The sequence below is a fragment of the Billgrantia sp. Q4P2 genome, from assembly GCF_052806135.1.
The window spans coordinates 144,949-165,255 of sequence record NZ_JBRBAI010000007.1; the positions used below are offsets into that span (position 1 = coordinate 144,949).

The following is a 20,307-nucleotide window of genomic DNA, read 5'->3' on the forward strand; positions in this document are numbered from 1 at the left end:
TGTGTAACGAATCTCGTTGTGCTCTGCTCTCTCGACAGCCCGTTGCTGTCATTGTGCCCGGCCTGTTGGCCGGGCTTTTTTATCTGTCGGCCAGGGCACCGTGAACGAAGCTGGAAAGTCTGGCTTGCCGAGGGGGCGCTGAACGAGAAAGCGCCGGTGCATGCCGCTACAGGTGCAGCATGAACCAGCGCTTCGGTTCTTGTCGTGGTGGTATCAGGCGTTGGCGGCGACGGCCACGGGTGCCGCACCACGCTTGATCGCGGCGTAGCCCAGGCCGGTGATCAGCGAGCCGATGATGATGGTGCCGAGGTAGAGCAACGCGGGGTTGATGGCATTGGGAATCAACAGCACGAAGATGCCGCCGTGGGGTGCCATCAACTGAGCGCCGACCAGCATCGAGAGGGCGCCGGTGGTTGCGCCGCCCAGCATGCAGGCCGGGATCACCCGCAGCGGGTCCTTGGCGGCGAAGGGAATGGCGCCCTCGCTGATGAAGCACAGTCCCAGCACGAAGGATGCCTTGCCCGCTTCGCGTTCCGGTTCGGAGAACTTGTGGCGCGCGGCGAAGCTGGCGATACCCATGCCGATGGCCGGCACCATGCCGGCGGCCATGATCGCCGCCATCGGCGCGTAGGTCTGGGAGGCCAGCAGGCCGACGCCGAAGGTGTAAGCGGCCTTGTTGACCGGTCCGCCCAGGTCGAAGCACATCATGGCACCGAGCAGAATGCCCAACAGTACGGCGTTGGCCGAGCTCATGCCGGCGAGGAAGCTGGTCAGGCCGGCGAGAATGGCCGCCACCGGCTCGCCGATCAGGTAGATCATGGTCAACCCGGTGACCAGGCTCGCGATCAGCGGAATGATCAGGATCGGCTTGAGCGACTCCACGCTCGACGGCAGCCGGACGTGGCGGGTCACGGCCAGCGCCACGTAGCCGGCCAGGAAGCCGGCGATGATGCCGCCGATGAAGCCGGCGCCGATGTCGGCCGCCAGCATACCGCCGATCATGCCCGGGGCGATGCCGGGGCGGTCGGCAATGGAGTAGGCGATGTAGCCGGCGAGCACCGGGATCATCAGGGCGAAAGCGGTGCCGCCGCCGATCTGCATCAGCGCTGCGGCCAGCGTGCCTTCTTCCTGGAACGCCTCGATGCCGAAGACGAAGGAGAGCGCGATCAAGAGGCCGCCGGCCACCACCATGGGCAGCATGAAGGAGACACCGGTGAGCAGGTGCTTATAGACGCCCTTTTCCTTGATGCTCTTCTTCGAGTCGGCTCCGCGCGAGGCGCCGGCGGCATCCTCGATCTCGGCTTCGGCCAGCGCCGCCTCGATGGTGGGGCGCGGCTTCTTGAGCGCATTCCCGGTAGAGGTACGGTAGATACGCTTGCCGGCGAAGCGGGTCGGATCGACTTCGATGTCACAGGCGAGTATCACCACGTCGGCCGCGGCAATCTCCTCGTCGGTCAGCTTGTTCTGGGCGCCTACCGAACCCTGGGTCTCGACGCGAATGGCGTGGCCCAGGCTCTTGCCGGCCTCGCTGAGCGCCTCGGCAGCCATGAAGGTGTGTGCCACCCCGGTAGGGCAGGCGGTCACGGCAACGATGCGGCTGCCGCTGGCTGCGGGTGCGATGCTTGGAGCAGCGCTCGTGGCGGGCGGCGCATATTCGCCGGCTTCACGCTGGGCGCGGGCGAGAAAGGCTTCGGGGTCGGGTAATGCCTCGCCGATGGCGGCCTGGAACAGGCGCTTGCCGCGGAAGCGCTCGGCAGCAGGGACGTGGTCGGCGGCAACCACGATCAGCTCGGCTTCGGCAATGGCCTGGGCCGAGACGGGTTCGACGGCCTCGAGCTGACTGTGCATCTCGACGCTGGGTTGCCAGCCGAGGCGTCGGGCGGCCTGCTCGAGGCGGCGGGCGGCGAGGAAGGTGGTGGCCATGCCGCTGGGGCAGGCGGTGACGATGATCACGTTCATGCGAGGGCTCCCCCTGCGTCGACGTCGTTGAGGCGACGTACGCGGGTCTGTTGTTGGAGTTGCGGGAAATCGTCGGCGTGGACGTTACCCACGCCCAGGTGACGAACCGATTCGGCGGAGAGTGCGGTGGCCAGGCGCAGGGCCTGATCGGGAGGGTGGCCCGAGAGCACGCCATGCAGCAGGCCGGCGAGCAGGGTGTCGCCGGCACCCACGGTGCTCGACACCGACAGGCGTGGTGGCATGGCCTGCCAGGCGCCACGGCGGCTGACCCACAGCACGCCAGCGGGGCCGGCGGAAACCACGGCTTCCTCGATGCCGGCAGCATAGAGGCGCAGCGCTGCCTTCAGTCGTGCCTCGGCGGTCTCGAGGCTTTCGCCGGCCCAGGCCGCGAGTTCCTGCTCGTTGGGCTTGACCCCGGTGGGGCGGGCGTCGATGGCCTGGTCGAGAGCTTCCCCGCTGGTATCGACCCAGACCGGCAGCCCGGCGTCGCGCAGCCGGGCGGTCAGCTCGGCGAGATTGCCTGGCGATACGCCCGGCGGCAGGCTGCCGGCGATCACCACGGCATCGGGGCGCCGCCGGGAATCGCCAATACGCGTATCTAGACCGGCGAGCAGCCGCTGCCAGGCCGTGGTGTCGATCGCCGCGCCGGGGCCGTTGATATCGGTGACGCGGCCGTCGGCCTCGGCGAGCTTGGCATTGATGCGGGTCTCGCCAGGTACGCGCAGGAAGGCATCCTCCACCGCCATGGCTTCGAAGGCGCGCAGGAAGGGGCCGTCGTTGTCGGCACCGAGAAAGCCCGACACGGTGACGTCGTGACCGAGGTCGGCCAGCACCCGGGCCACGTTGACGCCCTTGCCGGCGGCCGTCAGGTGGGTCTCCCGGGTACGGTTGACCTTGCCCGGCACCAGCCGCTCCAGGCTTACGGAGAGATCCAGCGCCGGGTTGAGCGTCAGGGTGAGCACGCGGGCCATCAGCGCACCTCCAGGGCGTCGCGGGCCGCCTCACTGGTGGCCTGGGCCAGGGCCAGCTCGGCTTGGGCGCGGGCCTCGGCCAGGTCGAACTCGCGCAGCCGCGCTTTGACCAGCGGTACCTGGCGCGCGCTGACCGAAAGTTCGTCAACGCCGAGCCCCACCAGCACCGGTATGGCCAGGGCGTCGCTGGCCAGCTCGCCGCACACTCCCACCCACTTGCCGTGGGCATGGGCCGCCGCCACGGTCATCTCGATCAGGCGCAGCACTGCCGGATGCAGGCCGTCGGCCTGGGCCGAGAGCGCGGGGTGATCGCGGTCGATGGCCAGCGTGTACTGGGTCAGGTCGTTGGTGCCCACCGAGAAGAAGTCGACCTCGGCGGCCAGCGTCGGAGCCAGCAGCGCCGCCGAGGGCACCTCGATCATCACGCCGAGCTGAACGTCAGTGGCGCGCTCGGTCTCGGGAATCTCTGCCAGCAGGCGCTCGAAAATGGCGCGAGCGGCACGGAATTCACCCACGTCCTTGACCATCGGCAGCATGATGCGCAGCGGCCTTGGCGTTCCCTCCGAGGCGGGCGCTGCGGCCATCAGCAGCGCGCGCAACTGGGTCTCGAGCACCTCGGGGCGGGTCAGTGTCAGGCGAATGCCGCGCAGGCCGAGGAAGGGGTTGTCCTCCTTCGGTACCGGCCAGTAGGGCAGCGGTTTGTCGCCGCCCACGTCGAGGGTGCGGGCGACCAGTGGGCGGCCGCCCAGGGCGTCGAGGGCCTCGCGATACTCGGCGATCTGGGTGTCGAGATCCGGCTCCTGGGCGTGGGCCATGAACAGGAATTCGGTGCGCAGCAGGCCGATACCCTCGGCACCGCGTTCCACGGCGTCGGCGGCGTGCGTCGTGTTGCCCAGGTTGGCGGCCACCTCGACGCGATGGCCATCGCGGCAACGGGCCTCCTCGAAGCGCGTCTCCCAGGCCTCGGCCTCGCGCCGCTGGCGCTCGGCCAGGCGCTGCTCGGCGGCGGCACGACGTTCGGCGGAAGGGGCCGGGACTACGCGGCCTCGCTCGCCGTCGAGGATCAGTTCACAGCCGTTGGCAAGGGTCAGCACCCGCTCGCCGGCGCCTACCACGGCGGGGATGCCTAGCGCCCGGGCCAGGATCGCGCTGTGCGCGGTGGCGCCACCGCGGGCGGTGAGCAGGCCGCGTACACGGCGAGTGTCGAGACGCGCCACGTCGGAGGGGCCGATGTCGTCGGTCACCAGGATATAGGGCGTCTCCGGCGGCTCGGGCAGGCTCACGTGACACAGGATGCCGAGCACGCGGCGGCCGACGTCACGCAGGTCGGCGGCACGCTCGGCGAGCAGGCGGTCGGCCAGCATCTCCTGGGCGTGGGCAGCGGTCTCGATGGCCTCCCACCAGGCGGCCTCGGCAGAGCGCCCTTCATGGATGCCCTCGCGGGCCGCCTCGAACAGCTCGGGGTCGCGCAGCATCTCCTCGTGCATGGAGAGGATCTGGGCCACTTCGCCGCCTCGGGCTTCGCGTTCCAGCGCCTCGAGCTGGGCTACGCCCTCGGCAATGGCACTCTGCAGACGCCGTTGCTGTTCGGCCGGATCGGCGGCACGCTCGGGATAGTCGAAGCGTGGGGTCTGCAGCACGAAGACCGGGGCGATGGCGAGCCCCGGCGAGGCAGCCACCCCAAGGTGGGGCGCATCGTCGGGCAGCGGTTCGGCAGGCGTGGCGTCGGCCTGCGGCACGATGCGCTCGCGGCTCTCATCGAACGGCAGGACCTGTTCGCCGAGGCCATCGGCTACGGCCCGGCATACGGCATCGAGTGCCGCCTGGGCGTTGCCGCCCTCGGCGGAGAAGGACAGCTGCTGGCCGCGCCGGGCACCGAGGTTGATGATCTTGGTCAGGCTGGTGGCGGGTACCGCGGCACCGCCGCCTTCGGCCAGTCGCACATGGACGGGGATGCCTTGCTGGCGGGCTACCTGTACCAGATGCTTCGCCGGGCGGGCGTGCAGGCCGTGAGCATTGAGCACCCGGGCGAGCCGGGTATGGGCCGCGGCGGATTCGCCGGCCAGCCGCGCCAGCACGGTGGTGGCGTCGGCGCCGGGCAGCTCGGCAGCGGCACCGCTGTCGAGCAGCGCCAGGATTCTCTCCAGCAGGCCGCGATGGGCATCGCCCTGGGCGGCCAGGCAGAAGACGCCTTTTACCTCTTCGTCTTCGTTTTTCAGCTGCGCATCGGGTGTCGCCAGGGCCAGCGCGGGTGCCTCAACGCCCTGCTCGCTCGCGGCCAGCCACAGCCCCTGGCCGAGACGGATCAGCTCGCGCTCGGCTACTGCGGCGACGAACTCGCTGCCCACGCAGCCGAGCTGGCGCAGCCGGGCGGCGCCGGCCAGGGCCAGCTCGCGGGCGTCGCGGGCGGGAAAACCGAGGCACAGGGTCTCGGCGTCCAGGCGTGCCTCTACCACTGCCTTCGACAGCAGGGCGGCGACTTCCACGGCCGAGCGGGCTTCGGCCAGACGTTGGCCGACGCTGTCGTCGTCGAGCACGTGGGTAAGCTGGCGCAGGATACCGAGGTGCTCGTCGCTCTGGGCGGCGATGCCGACCAGCACGTGGACGCGCTGGCCGTCGTGCCACTCGACCCCGGCCGGGAACTGCAGCACGCGCACGCCGGTCGTGCGCACGTGTTCGCGGCTCTCAGGCGTGCCATGGGGGATGGCGATGGCGTTGCCTAGGTAGGTGGAGGATTGCGCCTCGCGCTGGAACAAGCCATCGCGATAGGCCGGGGCGGTCAGCCCCGCCTGGTACAGCGATTCGGCAGCTTGCTCCAGGGCCGTGCGCCAGTCGGCGGCTTGGCAGTCGAGGCGGATGTCCTCTGGACGTAGCGTGAGCATCATGGAATCTCCTGATTACCTAGCTAGGCGACATGCAGCCTTGAATTCGCCATGACATGGCTGATGAATGATACTTGCTGAATCGTGTCACCTTTCATGTTTACCATGCTGGATCGATTCATACAGTTTCGCAAGCTGCTATTTCTTAGACTTTGGCAGGGGGCGGAACGGGTCATGTGTGACGTAGAATCGGCTCCTGCACACTGAGGAATACCATGACACTCGCTGAAATCGCCCGGCTGGCCGGGGTCTCGCGTACCACCGCCAGCTACGTCATCAACGGCAAGGCCGCCGAACGGCGCATCAGCCAGGACACCGTCGACAAGGTGATGGCGGTGGTGCGCCAGCATCGTTACCGGGTCGATGCCCAGGCCGCAGGGCTGCGGCGTGGCTCGAGTCGTACGCTGGGGCTGATCGTGCCCGACCTGGAGAACGTCAGCTATGCGCGCCTGGCCAAGCGACTGGAACGCGGTGCCCGGGAGCAGGGCTACCATTTGCTGATCGTGGGCTCCGACGACCAGCCGGATACCGAACGCGACTTGGCGCTGTCGCTGCGAGCCCAGCGCTGCGAGGTACTGATTACTGCCAGCTGCCTGCCGATGGACGATCCTTTCTACGACGAATTGCTGCAGGACGGCTTGCCGGTGGTAGCGGTGGACCGTGGCTTCGACCCGCAGCGTTTTGCCAGCGTGGTGAGCAACGATCGCGAGGCTGCCGAGCAGTTGACCCGTTCGGTTCTCGACGATTCGGTGAGGCGCATCGCCTGGCTGGATGCGGTGCCGGCGCTCTCCATCAGCCGCGAGCGGCGGGCTGGCTTCCTGCAAGCCGTGAAGGGGTATGCGGCTGAGCCACTGGTCTATGGCGCCGAGCGCTATGACCGCGCCGATGGCGCCCAGGTGATGCGGGAAATCCTCGACCGACACGGCCTGCCGGACGCCTTGGTCACCGCCTCGTATACCTTGCTCGATGGCGTCTTCGACGTACTGCTAGAAGATGGCGGCCTGCCGCAGGCGTTACGCATGGCGACCTTCGGCGACAGCCGGCTGCTGGATTTCCTGCCGCTGCCGGTCAACTCGGCGGTACAGGATCACGACCGCATCGCCTCGACGGCGCTGGCCTGCGCCCTGGCGGCTTCGCAGGGCGACTATCGGGTGGGACAACACGTGGTGCCGCGGACCCTGAGGCGTCGGCTGCCGGTCAGGCTTTCGGGAACTGCCTAGCCCCTCAGCCTGGCCAGGTCTTCCCGATCGGGCAGGGCAGCATAGGCGCCGGGGCGGGTTACGGCGTGGGCGCCGCAGTTGGCGGCGGTGCCCAGCGCACGCTGCAGGAAGGCGTCGTCCTGATGCCAGCTATCCTCGATACCGTGCTCGGCCAGCTCAGCGAGGAGTCCGCCGATGAAGGCATCACCGCCGGCGGTGGTATCCACCGCTTCGACCGAGGGCGGGGTATGACGCAGCTTCCTGTCCACACCCACGGCGCGTACCTCGCCGGGGCCATCCGTGATCACCAGAAGCTTTACGCCAACCGCGAGGCGCTCGGCCAGCCAGGCATCGGCCGGATGGTCGGCGCGCAGGTAGTCGAGTTCGTCGGTTGACAGCTTGACCAGGCCGGCGCGGTCGATCAATTGGGTGACCAGGGTGATGTCGGCGTTGCCGCTCGCCCAGAGATTGTGGCGCAGGTTGGCATCGACACTGACCAGGCAACCGGCGCGGCCGGCCATTTCGGCCATGGCCAGGGTGGTGTCGGCGATCTCGGGTTCGGTCAGGCTGTTGCTGCAGAAGTGCACGATGGCGGGTTCGGCGAATATGCCGGCTGGCAGGTGCTCGAGGCGATAGAGCAGGTCGGCGGCGGGTGGGCGGTAAAAATCGAAGGTGCGCTCGCCGTCGGCATCGCGTGAGACGAAAGCCAGCGCCGTGCGGGCCTTGCGGGTGCGCGCCACGCCAGAGAGGTCGACGCCGTGGGCGGCCAGTTCCGTGGCGAGGAAGTCGCCGAAGTGATCCTCGCCGAGCATGCCGAGGAAGCGGCTCGGTACGCCTAGGCGCGCGCAGGCCACCGCCACGTTGGCTGGGGCACCGCCGGCGTAGGGCGTAAAGGTTTCCGGCGCGCTGCCGGCCTGGTCGCCCAGCCGGCTGGAGAGCATGTCGACCAGGGCTTCGCCGAAGGCGATGACGGGTGTCATGGAGGGCTCCTCAATTGTCGTTGTCGTACTGCAGCCGTTCAGGCCACTTCGTGGCCGCGGGCTGCTTCGAGCAGGGCATACCAGGTGGGATGATCCAGCGCTGCCTGGGCATCGGCCTGCAGGGCGGCAATGCGTTCGCTGCGCAGGCTGCCGATCACCGGGCGTGGCCGGCCTGGGAGCGCGCGCAGCCAGGCCAGTGCCAGCCCGGCCGGGGTCATGCCCCGCTCCTCGGCGAGCCCGATCAATAACCGTTCGGCGGGCCCCTGGAAGACCCGCCCGCCGCCCAGTGGCGACCATGCGAGCGGTACCAGGCCGTCGCCGACCAGGGCATCGAGAGTGCCGTCGAAAAGCGATTGGGTGTGGTCCAGCGAGAGTTGCAGCTGGTGCACTGCCAGGCGGTGGTGCATCGCTGCCTGCAGGCGCCGCCATTGGGCGGGCAGGAAATTGGAAACACCAACGGCGCCGACCTTGCCGGCATCGATGGCGTCATCCAGCGCCCGGCCGGTGGCTTCGGCGTCCATCAACGGGCTGGGGCGATGCAGCAGGAAATGGTCGAGGCGCTCGACACCGAGGCGGGTCAGCGAGGCATCGATGCTCTGGGCAAGATATTCCGGCGAGCTGTCGTAGTGCTTGACGCGAAAGGGCGAGGCGTCCCGCGCGGGCGTGACGATGCTGGCCTTGGTCACGATCTTGACGCGTGCCGCGAGCCCAGGGCGGGCACGCAGGGCGGCACCGAATAGGGCCTCGCCCTGGGTGTCGCCGTAGATGTCGGCATGATCGAACCAGTCAAGCCCCTCATCGAGGCGGGCCTCGATCCAGTCGGCCAGGCATGCGGGTGGGTGCAGCTCGGCCACGTCGTGAAGGCGCATCATGCCCAGCAAGAAGGGCGTCTCGATCGGCGCGGCATTGCTCACTGTGTGCTTGCCTCGCAGGTCAACGTGGTACCCAGCAGGTGCTGGGCGCCAGGCACCAGCCACACCGGGTCGAGGCGGGTGTTGGCCGACTCCACGCAGAGAAACCGACGCGCGGCCTTGGCGGAGGTGTCGTCGGGCAGTGCCTCGCCCGGGTGCCACACCACCGCCGAATCGCTACCCTGGCGCGCAATGCGCAGGCGACGCTGGCCATCGTCGAGCACCACCTCGGCATTGCTGTGGTAGATCCGGTCGAGCCCGCCGCGTACGGCCAGCTCGCCTTGCTGCTCGCGCTCGGCGAAGCCGGCCAGCTTGTCCAGGTAGCGGGCGCCGGCCAGTCCCGTAAGGCGACAAGCGAAGCTGTCGGCCACGGCCAGGTAGCTGTGCAGGGCGCCGCTGAGCTTGGTCGGCGTCTCGCCGACGTGTTCGGTGATCAGCTCCACGTGGAGGCGCCGGGCGTTGGCCTGGATCACCGCGCGGGGAATCAACTGGCTGTGCAGGCGCTCGGTGGGCGAGAGGTGCAGTTCGACGCCGCCCTCGTCTTCGTCGACCGCTTCCAACTGCCACTGCGCCTTGCGCGCCGGGCCGTGCATGGGGCCGGAACGATCCGGGCTCTCGTCGGCGCCGCGCTCGTCGGCGAACCAGGGCCAGCACAACGGGATGCCGCCGCGAATGGCGCCGGGCTGCGCCTGCGGCGTCGGCGTGACCCATAGCCAGCCGCCGGGGATCAGCGCCTCTTCATGCGCGAGAGAGCCAGAAGCGTCGGCTCTGCCGTGGTCGTGCGGGCGCGCGGTTTCGGGCGCGCTGGAGAGCGGCGCCGGTAGAAAGTGAAGCACCTGGGCGCCCTGCAGCGATACGGCAAGCTCCCCCCAGGGTTCGCGCGCCAGCCATACTCGGCGGCCGGCCCATTCGCACTCACGCTGGCCGTCGGTGTCGTCGAGCAGGGCTCGCAGGCTTTGCGGAATCATTCGCTCTCCTTAATCCTTGCTTCACTTCATTCCACTTCTTCGTTGCGCAGGGCCTCGGCGGCGCCCAACAGTCCCGGCCAGGGGGCGGTGACCACCCGTACCGGGATGGCGCGAGTGTAATCGCTCATGCGGCCCTTGTCGGTGAAGGCTTCCACGAAGCGGCTCTGGGGCAGCCAGTCCAGCAACCGCGGCAGGATGCCGCCGCACAGGTAGACCCCACCGCGTGCACCCATGGTCAGGGCGGCATCGCCGCAGACGTCGCCGAGGATCTTGAGAAACCTCAGCAGGGTATCACGGGCGATGGCATCGCCGCCCGCGGCCGCGGTGGTGACCTCGGCCGGGGTCTGGCAGGTGGGGTTGGCGCCCTTCAGCGAGCAGTGCGCCAAGTAGAGGTCGAGCAGCCCCTGGCCGCACAGGATGCGTTCCACCGAAACCCGTCCATAGCGATTGCGGAAATGACGTAGCAGATTCTCTTCGCGCTCGTCGGTGGGGGCGAAGGTGACGTGGCCGCCCTCGGTGGAGAGTGGAATCCAGGCCCTGCGGCCCGGAAAGATGCCGCCCACCCCAAGGCCTGTGCCGGGGCCGATCACCAGGCAAGCGGCGTGCTCGCGCGCAACGCCCGGCTTGATCTCGACCAGCTCGTCGGGGGCAAGGTGGGGTACGCCCAGGGCCTGGGCGGTGAAGTCGTTGATCACCTTGAGTCGCTCGAGGCCGAGCGCCGTCTGGGCTTCACGGCGGGAGAACGACCAGTGATTATTGGTCATCTTCACCCGGTCGTCGCCGATGGGGCAGGCGAAGGCCAGGCACGCCTCCCGCGGCGCCGCATCGGCCGCCACCCCGACCCGGGACAGGTAGTCGCGTACCGCTTCGACCAGGCCGGGATAGTCGGCACAGGGCAGCGCCTGGACGTCGTGGGGCGCGAATTCACCGGGAGTGACCAGGGCGAAACGGGCGTTGGTGCCACCGATGTCGCCGATCAGGGCCGGTCGCGTCATTGATCCTCCTGCTCGATCTTCTCCAGTTCCCGCGACAGGACCTCGGCCTCGAAGCCGCCGAACACGCCGGCACCCAGCTCGGCGCCTGCGGCCAGATGACGGAAGCTGCCGAACAGTTCGCGGCCCATGCCGAAGTGGTAGCGCTCCAGGTTGGGGTCGATGATGCTGCGGCTGGCGAACTCGCTGGCATCGACCTGCACGCTCAGTTCGCCGCGCTCGGCGTCGAGGCGCACCACGTCGCCGTCGCGCAGCCGCGCCAGCGGGCCGCGGTCGACTGCCTCAGGGGTGACGTGAATGGCGGCCGGCACCTTGCCCGAGGCACCTGACATGCGTCCGTCGGTGACCAGCGCCACCTTGTAGCCGCGGTCCTGCAGTACGCCGAGGAAGGGAGTGAGCTTGTGCAGTTCGGGCATGCCGTTGGCCTTGGGGCCCTGGAAGCGCACCACCACCACCACGTCGCGGTCGAGGTCGCCGGACTCGAAGGCGGCCTTGACCTGGTTCTGGTCGTCGAAGATGCGTACCGGTGCCTCGACGATCCGATTTGCCTGCTTGACCGCCGAAACCTTGATCACGCCGCGGCCGAGGTTGCCGTCGAGTACCACCAGCCCGCCCGTGGAGGCGAAGGGGTCGGCGACCGGGCGCAGCACGTCGCGGTCGAGGCTCTCCGTCGGCCCCTCGCGCCATACCAGCTTGTCGTCTTCCAGGAACGGCTCCTGGGTATAGGCGGTGAGGTCGGTGCCGAACACGGTGGGGATGTCGCCGTGCAGCAGCCCGGCGCCGAGCAGTTCACGGATCAGCAGGCTCATGCCGCCGGCAGCCTGGAAGTGATTCACATCGGCGCTACCGTTGGGGTAGATCCGCGTCATGCTCGGCACCACCGCGGAGAGCGCGGTGAAATCGTCCCAGTCGATGGTAACCCCGGCAGCGGCGGCCATCGCCACCAGGTGCAGGGTGTGATTGGTCGAGCCGCCAGAGGCGAGCAGACCGATCATGGCATTGACGATCGCGCGCTCGTCGATCTGCTTGTAGAAGGGACGATAGTTGCCGCTCTGCTCGGTATTGCGTACCGCCTGTTCGGCGGCGTAGCGGGTGAGCGCCTCGCGCAGCGGCGTGCCCGGATTGACGAACGAAGCGCCGGGCAGGTGCAGTCCCATCATCTCCATCATCAACTGATTGGAGTTGGCGGTGCCGTAGAAGGTGCAGGTGCCCGGGCTGTGGTAGGAGCGCGACTCGGCCTCGAGCAGCTCTTCGCGCCCCACTTTGCCCTCGGCATAGAGCTGGCGCACGCGGGCCTTCTCGTCGTTGGGCAAGCCGCTGGGCATGGGGCCGCCAGGCACGAACATCGCCGGCAAGTGGCCGAAGCGCGCCGCGCCGATGAACAGCCCCGGCACGATCTTGTCGCAGATGCCGAGGTACAGGGCCGCATCGAACATGTTGTGGGACAGCGCCACGGCAGTGGCCATGGCGATCACGTCGCGCGAGAACAGCGACAGCTCCATGCCGGGCATGCCCTGGGTGACACCGTCGCACATGGCCGGCACACCGCCGGCGAACTGGGCGGTGCTGCCCATGCCGCGGACGGCCTGCTTGATGATCTCAGGGTAGCTCTCGAAGGGCTGATGGGCCGAGAGCATGTCGTTATATGACGAGACGATAGCCAGGTTGGCGCTGTTGGTCAGCTTGAGGCGGTCCTTGTCGCCGGCATGATCGCAGCCGGCAAAGCCGTGGGCCAGATTGCCGCAGGAGAGTTCGCCGCGATGCACGCCCTGCTTGTGCTGTGCGGCCATGTGCGCCTCGTAGAGCTTGCGGCGCTCGCGCGAACGGTCGCGAATGCGGCCGGTCACCTGCTCGACGGTGGGATTTAGTGCGGTGGGGCGAGCCATGGAAGCACCTCGCGTCGTTGGGTGATGAATGTAAATTTACACAATTGTCTCCCATCGCATGGCAAATTTGAAGGCGCCTGGCCGAAAGTATGTAGTTTTATTACGGCGATGGAAAAGAGTTGGTGGGTCTGGGCACAATGTAGGCGGCCGTCGGCCAGTTGTCAGCCGGCGCTTCGGTTACTTCCTGACAGGAACGCCATGTCCGAGCTGATTCTCAAGCGGCTGCCCGCCATCGAGGCGGTGGCGGCTACGTCATGGAATGCGCTGATCGGCGATGACCACCCGTTCCTGCGTCATGAGTTCCTCCATGCATTGGAGGCGAGCGGGGCGGTGGGTCGTTCGACCGGCTGGGTGCCGAATCATTTGACGCTGTGGCGCGGTGAGATCCTGGCCGGCGTCATGCCGTACTACCACAAGTTCCACTCCTACGGCGAATACGTGTTCGACTGGAGCTGGGCCGATGCCTGGGAGGGTGCTGGCGGGCGCTACTACCCCAAGGGGCTCACGGCGATCCCGTTTTCGCCGGTGCCGGGCCCGCGGCTGGCATTGGCCGAAGGGGTCGATCCGTTGGCGGCGCGCGAGGTGCTGGCCGAGGCGTGGGAGGACAGCACTTTGTCGAGCTGGCATCTGCTGTTTGCCAAGGATGACGAGGTCGATGCCTGGCTCGCGGCAAGGCCGGCTCTGCTGGTCCGTCACGGCGTGCAGTTCCAGTGGCAGGACCGCGGCTACGGCGACTTCGAGGGCTTTCTCTCCGCCTTGACGTCAAAGCGGCGCAAGACGGTCCGCCGCGAACGGCGGCGGGTGGCCGAGCAGGGCCTGAGTCTGCACCGTCTGGCGGGCGAGGCGATCGGCGAGAGCGACCTCGAGCATTTCTTCCGCTGCTACGAGATCACCTATCTCGAACGCGGCCGCCATGGCTATCTCAATCTCGATTTCTTCCGCCGCCTTCGCCGCACCATGCCCGAAGCGCTATTGCTGATACAGGCGCGTCTCGACGACCAGCCGGTGGCCGCCGCGCTTTGCCTGCAGGGCAGTCGCACCCTCTACGGACGCTACTGGGGCAGCGAGGTGCTGGCCGACTGCCTGCACTTCGAGGCGTGCTACTACCAGGGCATCGAGCACTGCCTGGCCCACGGCCTGACCTGCTTCGACCCCGGTACCCAAGGCGAACACAAGCTTACGCGCGGCTTCGGTCCCAGGCGGCTGCGCTCGCTGCACTACATCGCCGACCCAAGGCTGCACGATGCCCTGGTGCGCTTCTGCGACGAGGAGCGCCGTCACGTCGACGCTTACTGCCGGGCTGCCGAGCGGGCTTTGCCCTTCAGGATGTGAGGCGTTCAGGGCGTGAGCCGGGCGGGGGATGATGGCATAATGCCGGGCATTCAGAATCATGAGGACCTGAGCCGATGCTCAAGTGGCTTGCCATCGCCCTGGCCCTGCTGCTGGCGCTGCTGCAGTATCGCCTGTGGCTCGGTGACGGCGGTATCCATGAACTGCGCGAGATACGCGAACGCGTGGCCATGCTCGATGCCGCCAACAAGCCGCTGCGCGATCGCAACGAACGGTTGGCCGCCGAGGTGGTGGATCTCAAGACGGGACTCGATGCCATCGAGGAGCGGGCACGCAGCGACATCGGCATGGTACGTACCGACGAGCAGTTCTACTGGGTGCCTGGCGTGGTGATCGAGGGCAGCGTGGGTCAGGCCGCAGCATCAAGTGCTCGCACGGGAGTGCCGAATGAATGAACACAGCGCCGAGCGCCTGTGGCTGGTGGTTCCCGCGGCTGGCCGTGGACGGCGCATGGGCACCGAACTGCCCAAGCAGTACCTGATGCTGGCCGGGCGGCCGGTGCTGGCGCATACGCTCGCACGGCTGCACCAGGCCTTTCCCGCGGCGCGGCTGTGCCTGTGCCTCGACCCCGACGATGCCCACTTCGATTCGAGCTGGGTGCCCTTCACCCAGTGGTGGCGGAGCCCCGGCGGTGCGGAGCGTGTCGACTCGGTGCGCCAGGCCCTGGTGATGCTGGCCGACGTCGCCGAGCATGACGACCTGGTAATGGTGCATGACGTGGCGCGCCCCTGTGTGGCGCTGGCGGATCTCGAGCGTCTGTTTGCCGCGCTGTGTGAAGACGAGGTGGGCGGGCTGCTTGCCGCTCCGGTGGCCGACACCATGAAACGTGACGACGGCCAGGGTCGCGTGGCGCGTACCGAGACGCGACGCGGGCTATGGCATGCACAGACGCCCCAGGGGTTTCGCTACGGCCTGCTGCGCCGGGCGCTGGACGAAGCCGTCGCGAGCCGACTCGAGGTGACCGACGAGGCATCGGCAGTCGAGGCGCTGGGCCTCTCGCCGCGGCTGGTTCCCGGCCGGCGCGATAATATCAAGATCACTCACCCGGAGGATCTGGCACTGGCGGGCCATATCCTGGCCGCGCAGCGGGATGACCCCTTGTCGAGCCCCGGATACGAGCACGAGGAGACTTCCTGAATGCTGCGCATTGGTCATGGCTTCGACGTTCATCGTTTCGGCGACGGTGACCACCTGATGATCGGTGGCGTTGCCATTCCCTTCGACCACGGTTTCGTGGCCCACTCCGACGGCGATGTCCTGCTGCACGCCATCAGCGATGCATTGCTCGGCGCCTGCGCGCTGGGCGACATCGGCCGTCATTTTCCCGACACCGACCCGGCCTGGGCCGGTGCCGACAGTCGCGCTCTGCTGCGCCATGTACTGATGCTGGTGCGCGAGGCAGGCTACCGGGTCGGCAACGTCGATGCCACGGTGATCGCCCAGGCCCCGAGACTGGCGCCCCACGTTGCCGCCATGTGCGGCCACATCGCCGAGGATCTCGAACTCGCTTTGAACGCCGTCAACGTCAAGGCCACCACCAGCGAGCGGCTGGGCTTCACCGGTCGCGGCGAGGGCATTGCCGCCGAGGCCGTGGTATTGCTGACGCGCGAGGGGGCTGCCACGTGAGCGAACCTTCCCGGCCGGGTGACTGGCCCCTCGCCACCGCAGCCGAGTTCGGCCCCCCGCGCGCCGGGGAATTCCGTGCCACGCCCGAGGACTTCGTGGTCGAGGAGGTCCTCGGCTTCGTCCCCGAGGGGCAGGGCGAGCACCTCTGGCTGTGGGTCGAGAAGCGTGGGCTCACCACCGCCGAAGCGGTGCGGCACCTGGCGCGGGTCTGCGGGGTGCCGGTGCGTGCCGTGGGCTACTCGGGCATGAAGGATCGCATTGCCGTGACCCGGCAGTGGCTCTCGGTGCACCTGCCAGGGCAGCAGGCGCCGGGTGACTTGGCCGAACAACTGGCCAACTGCGGCGTGCGGGTGCACGAGCAGGTGCGCCATCAGCGCAAGCTCAAGCGTGGCGTGCACCGGGCCAATCGCTTCTCGCTGCGCATCTCGGGAGAAGCGATAAACGACGACCTCGAGGCGCGCTGGGCCTGGCTGTGCCGCCATGGCGTGCCCAATCTGTTCGGCCCGCAGCGCTTCGGGCCCGGGGGACGCAATCTGGCCCGTGCGCGTGCCGTGCTGGCGCGTGGCTGGCGCAAGCGCGACGATCGCGAGGGCATGCTGCTTTCCGCCGCACGCAGCTATCTGTTCAACGAGCTGGCATCCATGCGCCTGGCGGATGGCAGCTGGCAACGCCTGGTGCCGGGAGACGTGGCGATACTCGACGGCAGCGCGAGCCAATTCACGGTCGAAACGCCCGATGCCGAGCTGGACTCGCGTGCTGACAGGCTCGACCTGCACCCTTCCGGCGTGCTGTGGGGGGTGGGCGCCTCGCTCGCCGCGGGCGAAGCCATGCACTATGAGCGCGTCATCGCCGAGCGCAATACAGCGCTTTGCCAAGGCCTCGAGCGGGCCGGCGTGAAGATGGCGCGGCGCGCCTTGCGCATGCGCCTGGACCAGCCGCGGCTGGCGTGGGAAGGAGGCGGTGCATGGCTTGACTTCCACCTGCCGCGGGGCAGTTTCGCCACGGCAGTGCTGCGTGAACTCATCGACCATCCAACCTTGACGTTACCGGCAGAGGGCTAATCGAATGCGCAGACTCCTGCTTTCCAACGATGACGGTGTGCATGCGCCGGGCCTGCGCGCCCTGTACGAAGCCCTGGAACCGCATGCCCGGCTACGCGTGGTGGCGCCCGACCGCGACCGCAGCGGCGCCAGCAACTCGCTGACCTTGAGCCGCCCGCTGGCGTTGACGTCGCTGGACAACGGCTTCCATTGCGTCGACGGCACGCCGGCCGATTGTGTCTACCTGGGCGTGAACGGGGTGTGGGACGAGCGCCCCGACCTGGTGATCTCAGGGATCAATCACGGCGGCAATTTGGGCGACGACGTGCTCTACTCGGGGACCGTGGCGGCAGCCATGGAGGGCCGTAACCTGGGTATGCCGGCCATCGCCATGTCGCTGGTGGGCTCGCGCCATTTCGATACCGCCGGTCGCGTGGCGGCCAGCCTGGTGGGGGCGGCCGACCAGCTCTCGCTACCGCCGCGCAGCCTGCTCAACGTCAACGTGCCGGACCTGCCCTGGGGGGCGATCCAGGGCTTCCGTGTGACCCGCATGGGCTACCGCGGCCCGGCGGAACGGCCGATGGAAGTGCGCGATCCGCGGGGCCGGCTGCGCTACTGGATTGCGGCCGTAGGGCAGAATGCCGATGATGGGCCGGATACCGACTTTGCCGCCATCGAGGCAGGCTACGTTTCGATCACGCCGCTGCAGACCGACCTGACGCAGCGTGCGGCCATTGCGGATGTGCAGGGCTGGTTGGATGCATTCACCTGAGCGATTACCCGAGCTGTTGCGCGGCGTCGGCATGACGTCGCAGCGAACCCGAGACCGAATGGTGGCGCGCCTGGCCAGGCAAGGCATCGTCGACGAACGGGTGCTGCGAGTGATGGCCGCCGAGCCACGCCACCTCTTTCTCGACGAGGCACTGGCCCACCGCGCCTATGAGGATACCTCGCTGCCCATCGGCCACGGACAGACCCTGTCCCAGCCGTGGATGGTGGCGCGCATGACCGAGCTGGTGATGAACGAGGCGCCAGGACGCGTGTTGGAGATCGGCACCGGTTCCGGCTATCAGACGCTGATCCTGTCACGCCTGGTACCGGAACTCTGGTCGGTGGAACGAATCAATGCCTTGCATCACCGGGCAGCCAAGCGGCTGCGTCTGTTACGGGCGCATAATGCACGTCTGCGCCTGGCGGATGGCGGCCACGGCTGGCAGGAGGCGGCCCCGTTCGATGTCGTGCTGCTCACCGCCTGTGCCCACGAACTACCCGAGGTGCTGATCTCGCAGCTCTCCGAAGAAGGTGTGATGATCCTGCCCCTGGCCGATCCCAACGGCGAGCAGTGGCTGACCCGGGTGAGCCGCGCAGGCTCTCAACATGAGGTTCAGCGGCTGGAGCGCGTGCGCTTCGTGCCGCTGCTGCAAGGAGTGATTCGTTGAAGCGACAGTTCAGTGTCTTCCTCAAGGGCGCCGGTATGGGGGCGGCCGATGCCGTGCCTGGGGTTTCTGGCGGCACCATCGCCTTCGTCACGGGCATCTACGAGGAACTGATTCATACCATCAAGCAGTTCGGCCCCAGTGCCTTCTCGGCCTGGCGCCGTGGCGGTCTGGCAGGACTCTTCGCCCATCTCAACCTGTCCTTTGCGATACCGCTGCTGCTCGGTATCGGGGCCAGCCTGGTCAGCGTGGCGCATCTGGTCGTCTGGCTCATGGACGATTACCCACTACTGCTCAACGGCTTCTTCTTCGGCCTGGTAGCGGCTTCGGCCATCGTCGTCAGCCGTCATCCGGCAGACTGGAAGCTCTGGCATCTGGCCCCGCTGATCGTGGGCCTGTTGCTGGCACACGGGTTGCCATCGTTGATGCCACTGGTCACCCAACTGGGCAGTCCCTCGCTGGTATTGGTCGTCGGTGGCGCGATTGCCATCAGCGCCTTGCTGCTGCCTGGCGTATCCGGCAGTTTCCTGCTGTTGACCATGGGCCTCTACGGCACCGTGATGCAGGGCATCCGCAGCTTCGATCTGTCGTTGCTCTCGACCTTTGCCGTGGGTTGCCTGATAGGCCTGTTCGGTTTTTCGCGGCTGCTCTCCTGGCTGCTGCGCCATCATCACACCGCGACCCTGCAGCTATTGATCGGCTTCATCGTCGGTTCACTGCCGGTGCTGTGGCCCTGGCGCGAGCTGGTACGCTATCAGCTCGGGCCAGAGGGCCAGATGATTCCGCTCGATTACCGCTATCTGCTGCCCGGGGACTACGCCAACCTGACCGGAGAGCCCGGCCTGCTGGTGCCCGTGGTGGTCGCCATGGTGGTCGGGGCGGCACTGGTATTGGCACTGGGCCGTCAATCAGGGGGCAGTACGCCTGGCAAGGCAGGGAGCGGCTCTCACAAATCGTCTGACAAGGAGGAGGGCTCCAATGCGTAAGGTATTTCTCGTCTCGGCCTTGGCTGTGGCAATGGCCGGCTGCGCCGCTCAGCAGGAGTACTCCACTCCCCAGGTGCGCGATCTTTCGGTGAGTCGCGAGCGGGCTCCGGCCAGCCATTACACCGTGGAGACTGGCGACACCCTGTATGGTATCGCCTGGCGTCATGACATGGATTACCGCGACCTGGCCAGGCTCAACCAGATCGGCCCGCCTTACCGCATCCAGCCTGGCCAGCAGCTGCGCCTGAACGACGGTGCGGCAGCACCGTCCGGCGAGACCCGGCCGCGTGAGCTGGGGGAGACGCAGGTGGCGACGGCCACCGCTCTCGGTGGGGGCAGCGCAGCCCAGTCGGCTGATGACGATTGGCTGCTGCCCGATGAAGATGCCATCGAACGCAATCGACGGCTGACGGCCGAGCCGCTCGAGGAGAGCGCGCGCGTTCCCAGCGATACCGCGGTGGCCGGTGCTCAGAGTATTGCCGAGGCCCCGGCCCAGACGGAGCCGCAGGCCCAGCCTGAACGTGAGCCGGAGCCCAGGGTCGAGCCCGAGGTGGCCGTTGCCGCGCAGCCCGATCCTGAGCCCCAGCAGGAACCGGCAGCCCAGCCCCAGGCGGACGCCGGTACCCAGGTGGCAGGTGAACCGGAACGTCAAGCCGAAAGCGGTGGTCGTACCTATACGCCGGTCGACGAGGTGCCTTGGCAGTGGCCCACCGACGGTGAACTGATCGGCCGTTTCGGTGAGGGTGGAAGCATCACCGCCGGCATTGATATCGCCGGGCAAAAGGGGCAACCTGTCAGAGCAGCCGGACCCGGTATCGTGGTCTATGCCGGCAGTGGGGTGCGGGGCTACGGCAACCTCATCCTGCTCAAGCACAATGACCAGTACCTGAGCGCCTACGCCCACAACGATAGCCTCCGGGTAACGGAAAACGATGTGGTCGAGGCGGGTCAGGTGATTGCCACGATGGGCAATAGCGATGCCGAGAGCGCCAGGCTGCACTTCGAGGTGCGCAAGGATGGCCAGCCTCAGGACCCCCTGAAATACCTGCCGGAACGGTAATCAATGTAGTTGAAGTTGCCGTCATCGGGACGTTACAGGTGGGCATTGGTACCGATGGGTA

General features: G+C 67.8%; 18 protein-coding genes. 10 read left to right on the forward strand and 8 right to left on the reverse strand.

Going from position 1 to position 20,307, the window contains the following annotated elements:
• Positions 1–213: 213 nt before the first annotated feature.
• The 3 genes from ACUY1T_RS13940 to ptsP are packed head-to-tail and all read right to left on the reverse strand — an operon-like array spanning position 214 to position 5,812.
• Positions 214–1,959, reverse strand: coding sequence for a PTS fructose-like transporter subunit IIB (locus tag ACUY1T_RS13940; protein WP_446023764.1), 1,746 nt, complete (start codon positions 1,957–1,959; stop codon positions 214–216).
• On the reverse strand, positions 1,956–2,930 hold the full coding sequence (gene pfkB, locus ACUY1T_RS13945) for a 1-phosphofructokinase (protein WP_446023766.1): 975 nt from the start codon (positions 2,928–2,930) through the stop codon (positions 1,956–1,958). Before pfkB ends, ACUY1T_RS13940 begins: the two co-directional genes overlap by 4 nt.
• Positions 2,930–5,812 carry a phosphoenolpyruvate--protein phosphotransferase gene (ptsP, locus tag ACUY1T_RS13950; RefSeq protein WP_446023973.1) on the reverse strand — a complete coding sequence of 961 codons (2,883 nt, stop codon included), beginning with the start codon at positions 5,810–5,812 and terminating at the stop codon, positions 2,930–2,932. Before ptsP ends, pfkB begins: the two co-directional genes overlap by 1 nt.
• Positions 5,813–6,027: 215 nt before the next feature.
• Here ptsP and cra point away from each other — a divergent pair, with 215 nt between their 5' ends.
• Positions 6,028–7,032 (forward strand): catabolite repressor/activator, encoded by a 1,005-nt coding sequence (cra, locus tag ACUY1T_RS13955; protein ID WP_446023768.1) that lies wholly within the window; start codon positions 6,028–6,030, stop codon positions 7,030–7,032.
• Here cra and ACUY1T_RS13960 read toward each other — a convergent pair.
• From ACUY1T_RS13960 to edd, 5 genes are read right to left on the reverse strand one after another with little or no spacing between them, the layout of a single operon-like run.
• Complete coding sequence (locus ACUY1T_RS13960; RefSeq protein ID WP_446023769.1) at positions 7,029–7,991, reverse strand: carbohydrate kinase family protein; 963 nt, start codon at positions 7,989–7,991, stop codon at positions 7,029–7,031. The two genes, cra and ACUY1T_RS13960, sit on opposite strands and share 4 nt — an antisense overlap.
• A 38-nt stretch (positions 7,992–8,029) precedes the next feature.
• Entirely contained in the window at positions 8,030–8,905 is an 876-nt protein-coding gene (locus ACUY1T_RS13965; RefSeq protein WP_446023771.1) for an aldo/keto reductase, read from the reverse strand.
• Positions 8,902–9,870, reverse strand: coding sequence for an aldose epimerase family protein (locus ACUY1T_RS13970; protein ID WP_446023773.1), 969 nt, complete (start codon positions 9,868–9,870; stop codon positions 8,902–8,904). The genes ACUY1T_RS13965 and ACUY1T_RS13970 overlap by 4 nt, the downstream gene beginning before the upstream one ends.
• Positions 9,871–9,896: 26 nt before the next feature.
• The gene (gene glk / locus ACUY1T_RS13975) at positions 9,897–10,865 is read right to left on the reverse strand and encodes a glucokinase (RefSeq protein WP_446023775.1); all 969 of its coding nucleotides are present in this window, start codon (positions 10,863–10,865) and stop codon (positions 9,897–9,899) included.
• A complete protein-coding gene (gene edd, locus ACUY1T_RS13980; RefSeq protein ID WP_446023777.1) occupies positions 10,862–12,748 on the reverse strand; it encodes a phosphogluconate dehydratase in 1,887 nt (628 codons plus the stop codon). The genes glk and edd overlap by 4 nt, the downstream gene beginning before the upstream one ends.
• Before the next feature lie 198 nt (positions 12,749–12,946).
• Between edd and ACUY1T_RS13985 the strand changes: the two genes are divergently transcribed.
• The 9 genes from ACUY1T_RS13985 (at position 12,947) to ACUY1T_RS14025 (ending at position 20,246) form a co-directional block, all read left to right on the forward strand.
• Positions 12,947–14,080, forward strand: coding sequence for a GNAT family N-acetyltransferase (locus tag ACUY1T_RS13985; RefSeq protein ID WP_446023779.1), 1,134 nt, complete (start codon positions 12,947–12,949; stop codon positions 14,078–14,080).
• Between the two features lie 74 nt (positions 14,081–14,154).
• The gene (gene ftsB / locus ACUY1T_RS13990; protein ID WP_446023781.1) at positions 14,155–14,493 is read left to right on the forward strand and encodes a cell division protein FtsB; all 339 of its coding nucleotides are present in this window, start codon (positions 14,155–14,157) and stop codon (positions 14,491–14,493) included.
• Positions 14,486–15,235 (forward strand): 2-C-methyl-D-erythritol 4-phosphate cytidylyltransferase, encoded by a 750-nt coding sequence (gene ispD, locus ACUY1T_RS13995; protein WP_446023783.1) that lies wholly within the window; start codon positions 14,486–14,488, stop codon positions 15,233–15,235. Before ftsB ends, ispD begins: the two co-directional genes overlap by 8 nt.
• Positions 15,236–15,724, forward strand: a complete 489-nt coding sequence (ispF, locus tag ACUY1T_RS14000; RefSeq protein ID WP_446023785.1) for a 2-C-methyl-D-erythritol 2,4-cyclodiphosphate synthase — start codon at positions 15,236–15,238, stop codon at positions 15,722–15,724.
• On the forward strand, positions 15,721–16,785 hold the full coding sequence (gene truD, locus ACUY1T_RS14005; RefSeq protein WP_446023787.1) for a tRNA pseudouridine(13) synthase TruD: 1,065 nt from the start codon (positions 15,721–15,723) through the stop codon (positions 16,783–16,785). Before ispF ends, truD begins: the two co-directional genes overlap by 4 nt.
• A gap of 4 nt (positions 16,786–16,789) precedes the next feature.
• Positions 16,790–17,536 carry a 5'/3'-nucleotidase SurE gene (gene surE / locus ACUY1T_RS14010; RefSeq protein WP_446023789.1) on the forward strand — a complete coding sequence of 249 codons (747 nt, stop codon included), beginning with the start codon at positions 16,790–16,792 and terminating at the stop codon, positions 17,534–17,536.
• Positions 17,523–18,203 (forward strand): protein-L-isoaspartate(D-aspartate) O-methyltransferase, encoded by a 681-nt coding sequence (locus ACUY1T_RS14015; protein WP_446023791.1) that lies wholly within the window; start codon positions 17,523–17,525, stop codon positions 18,201–18,203. Before surE ends, ACUY1T_RS14015 begins: the two co-directional genes overlap by 14 nt.
• Positions 18,200–19,186 (forward strand): DUF368 domain-containing protein, encoded by a 987-nt coding sequence (locus ACUY1T_RS14020; protein ID WP_446023793.1) that lies wholly within the window; start codon positions 18,200–18,202, stop codon positions 19,184–19,186. Before ACUY1T_RS14015 ends, ACUY1T_RS14020 begins: the two co-directional genes overlap by 4 nt.
• Complete coding sequence (locus ACUY1T_RS14025; RefSeq protein WP_446023795.1) at positions 19,179–20,246, forward strand: peptidoglycan DD-metalloendopeptidase family protein; 1,068 nt, start codon at positions 19,179–19,181, stop codon at positions 20,244–20,246. Before ACUY1T_RS14020 ends, ACUY1T_RS14025 begins: the two co-directional genes overlap by 8 nt.
• The last annotated feature ends 61 nt before the right edge of the window (positions 20,247–20,307 follow it).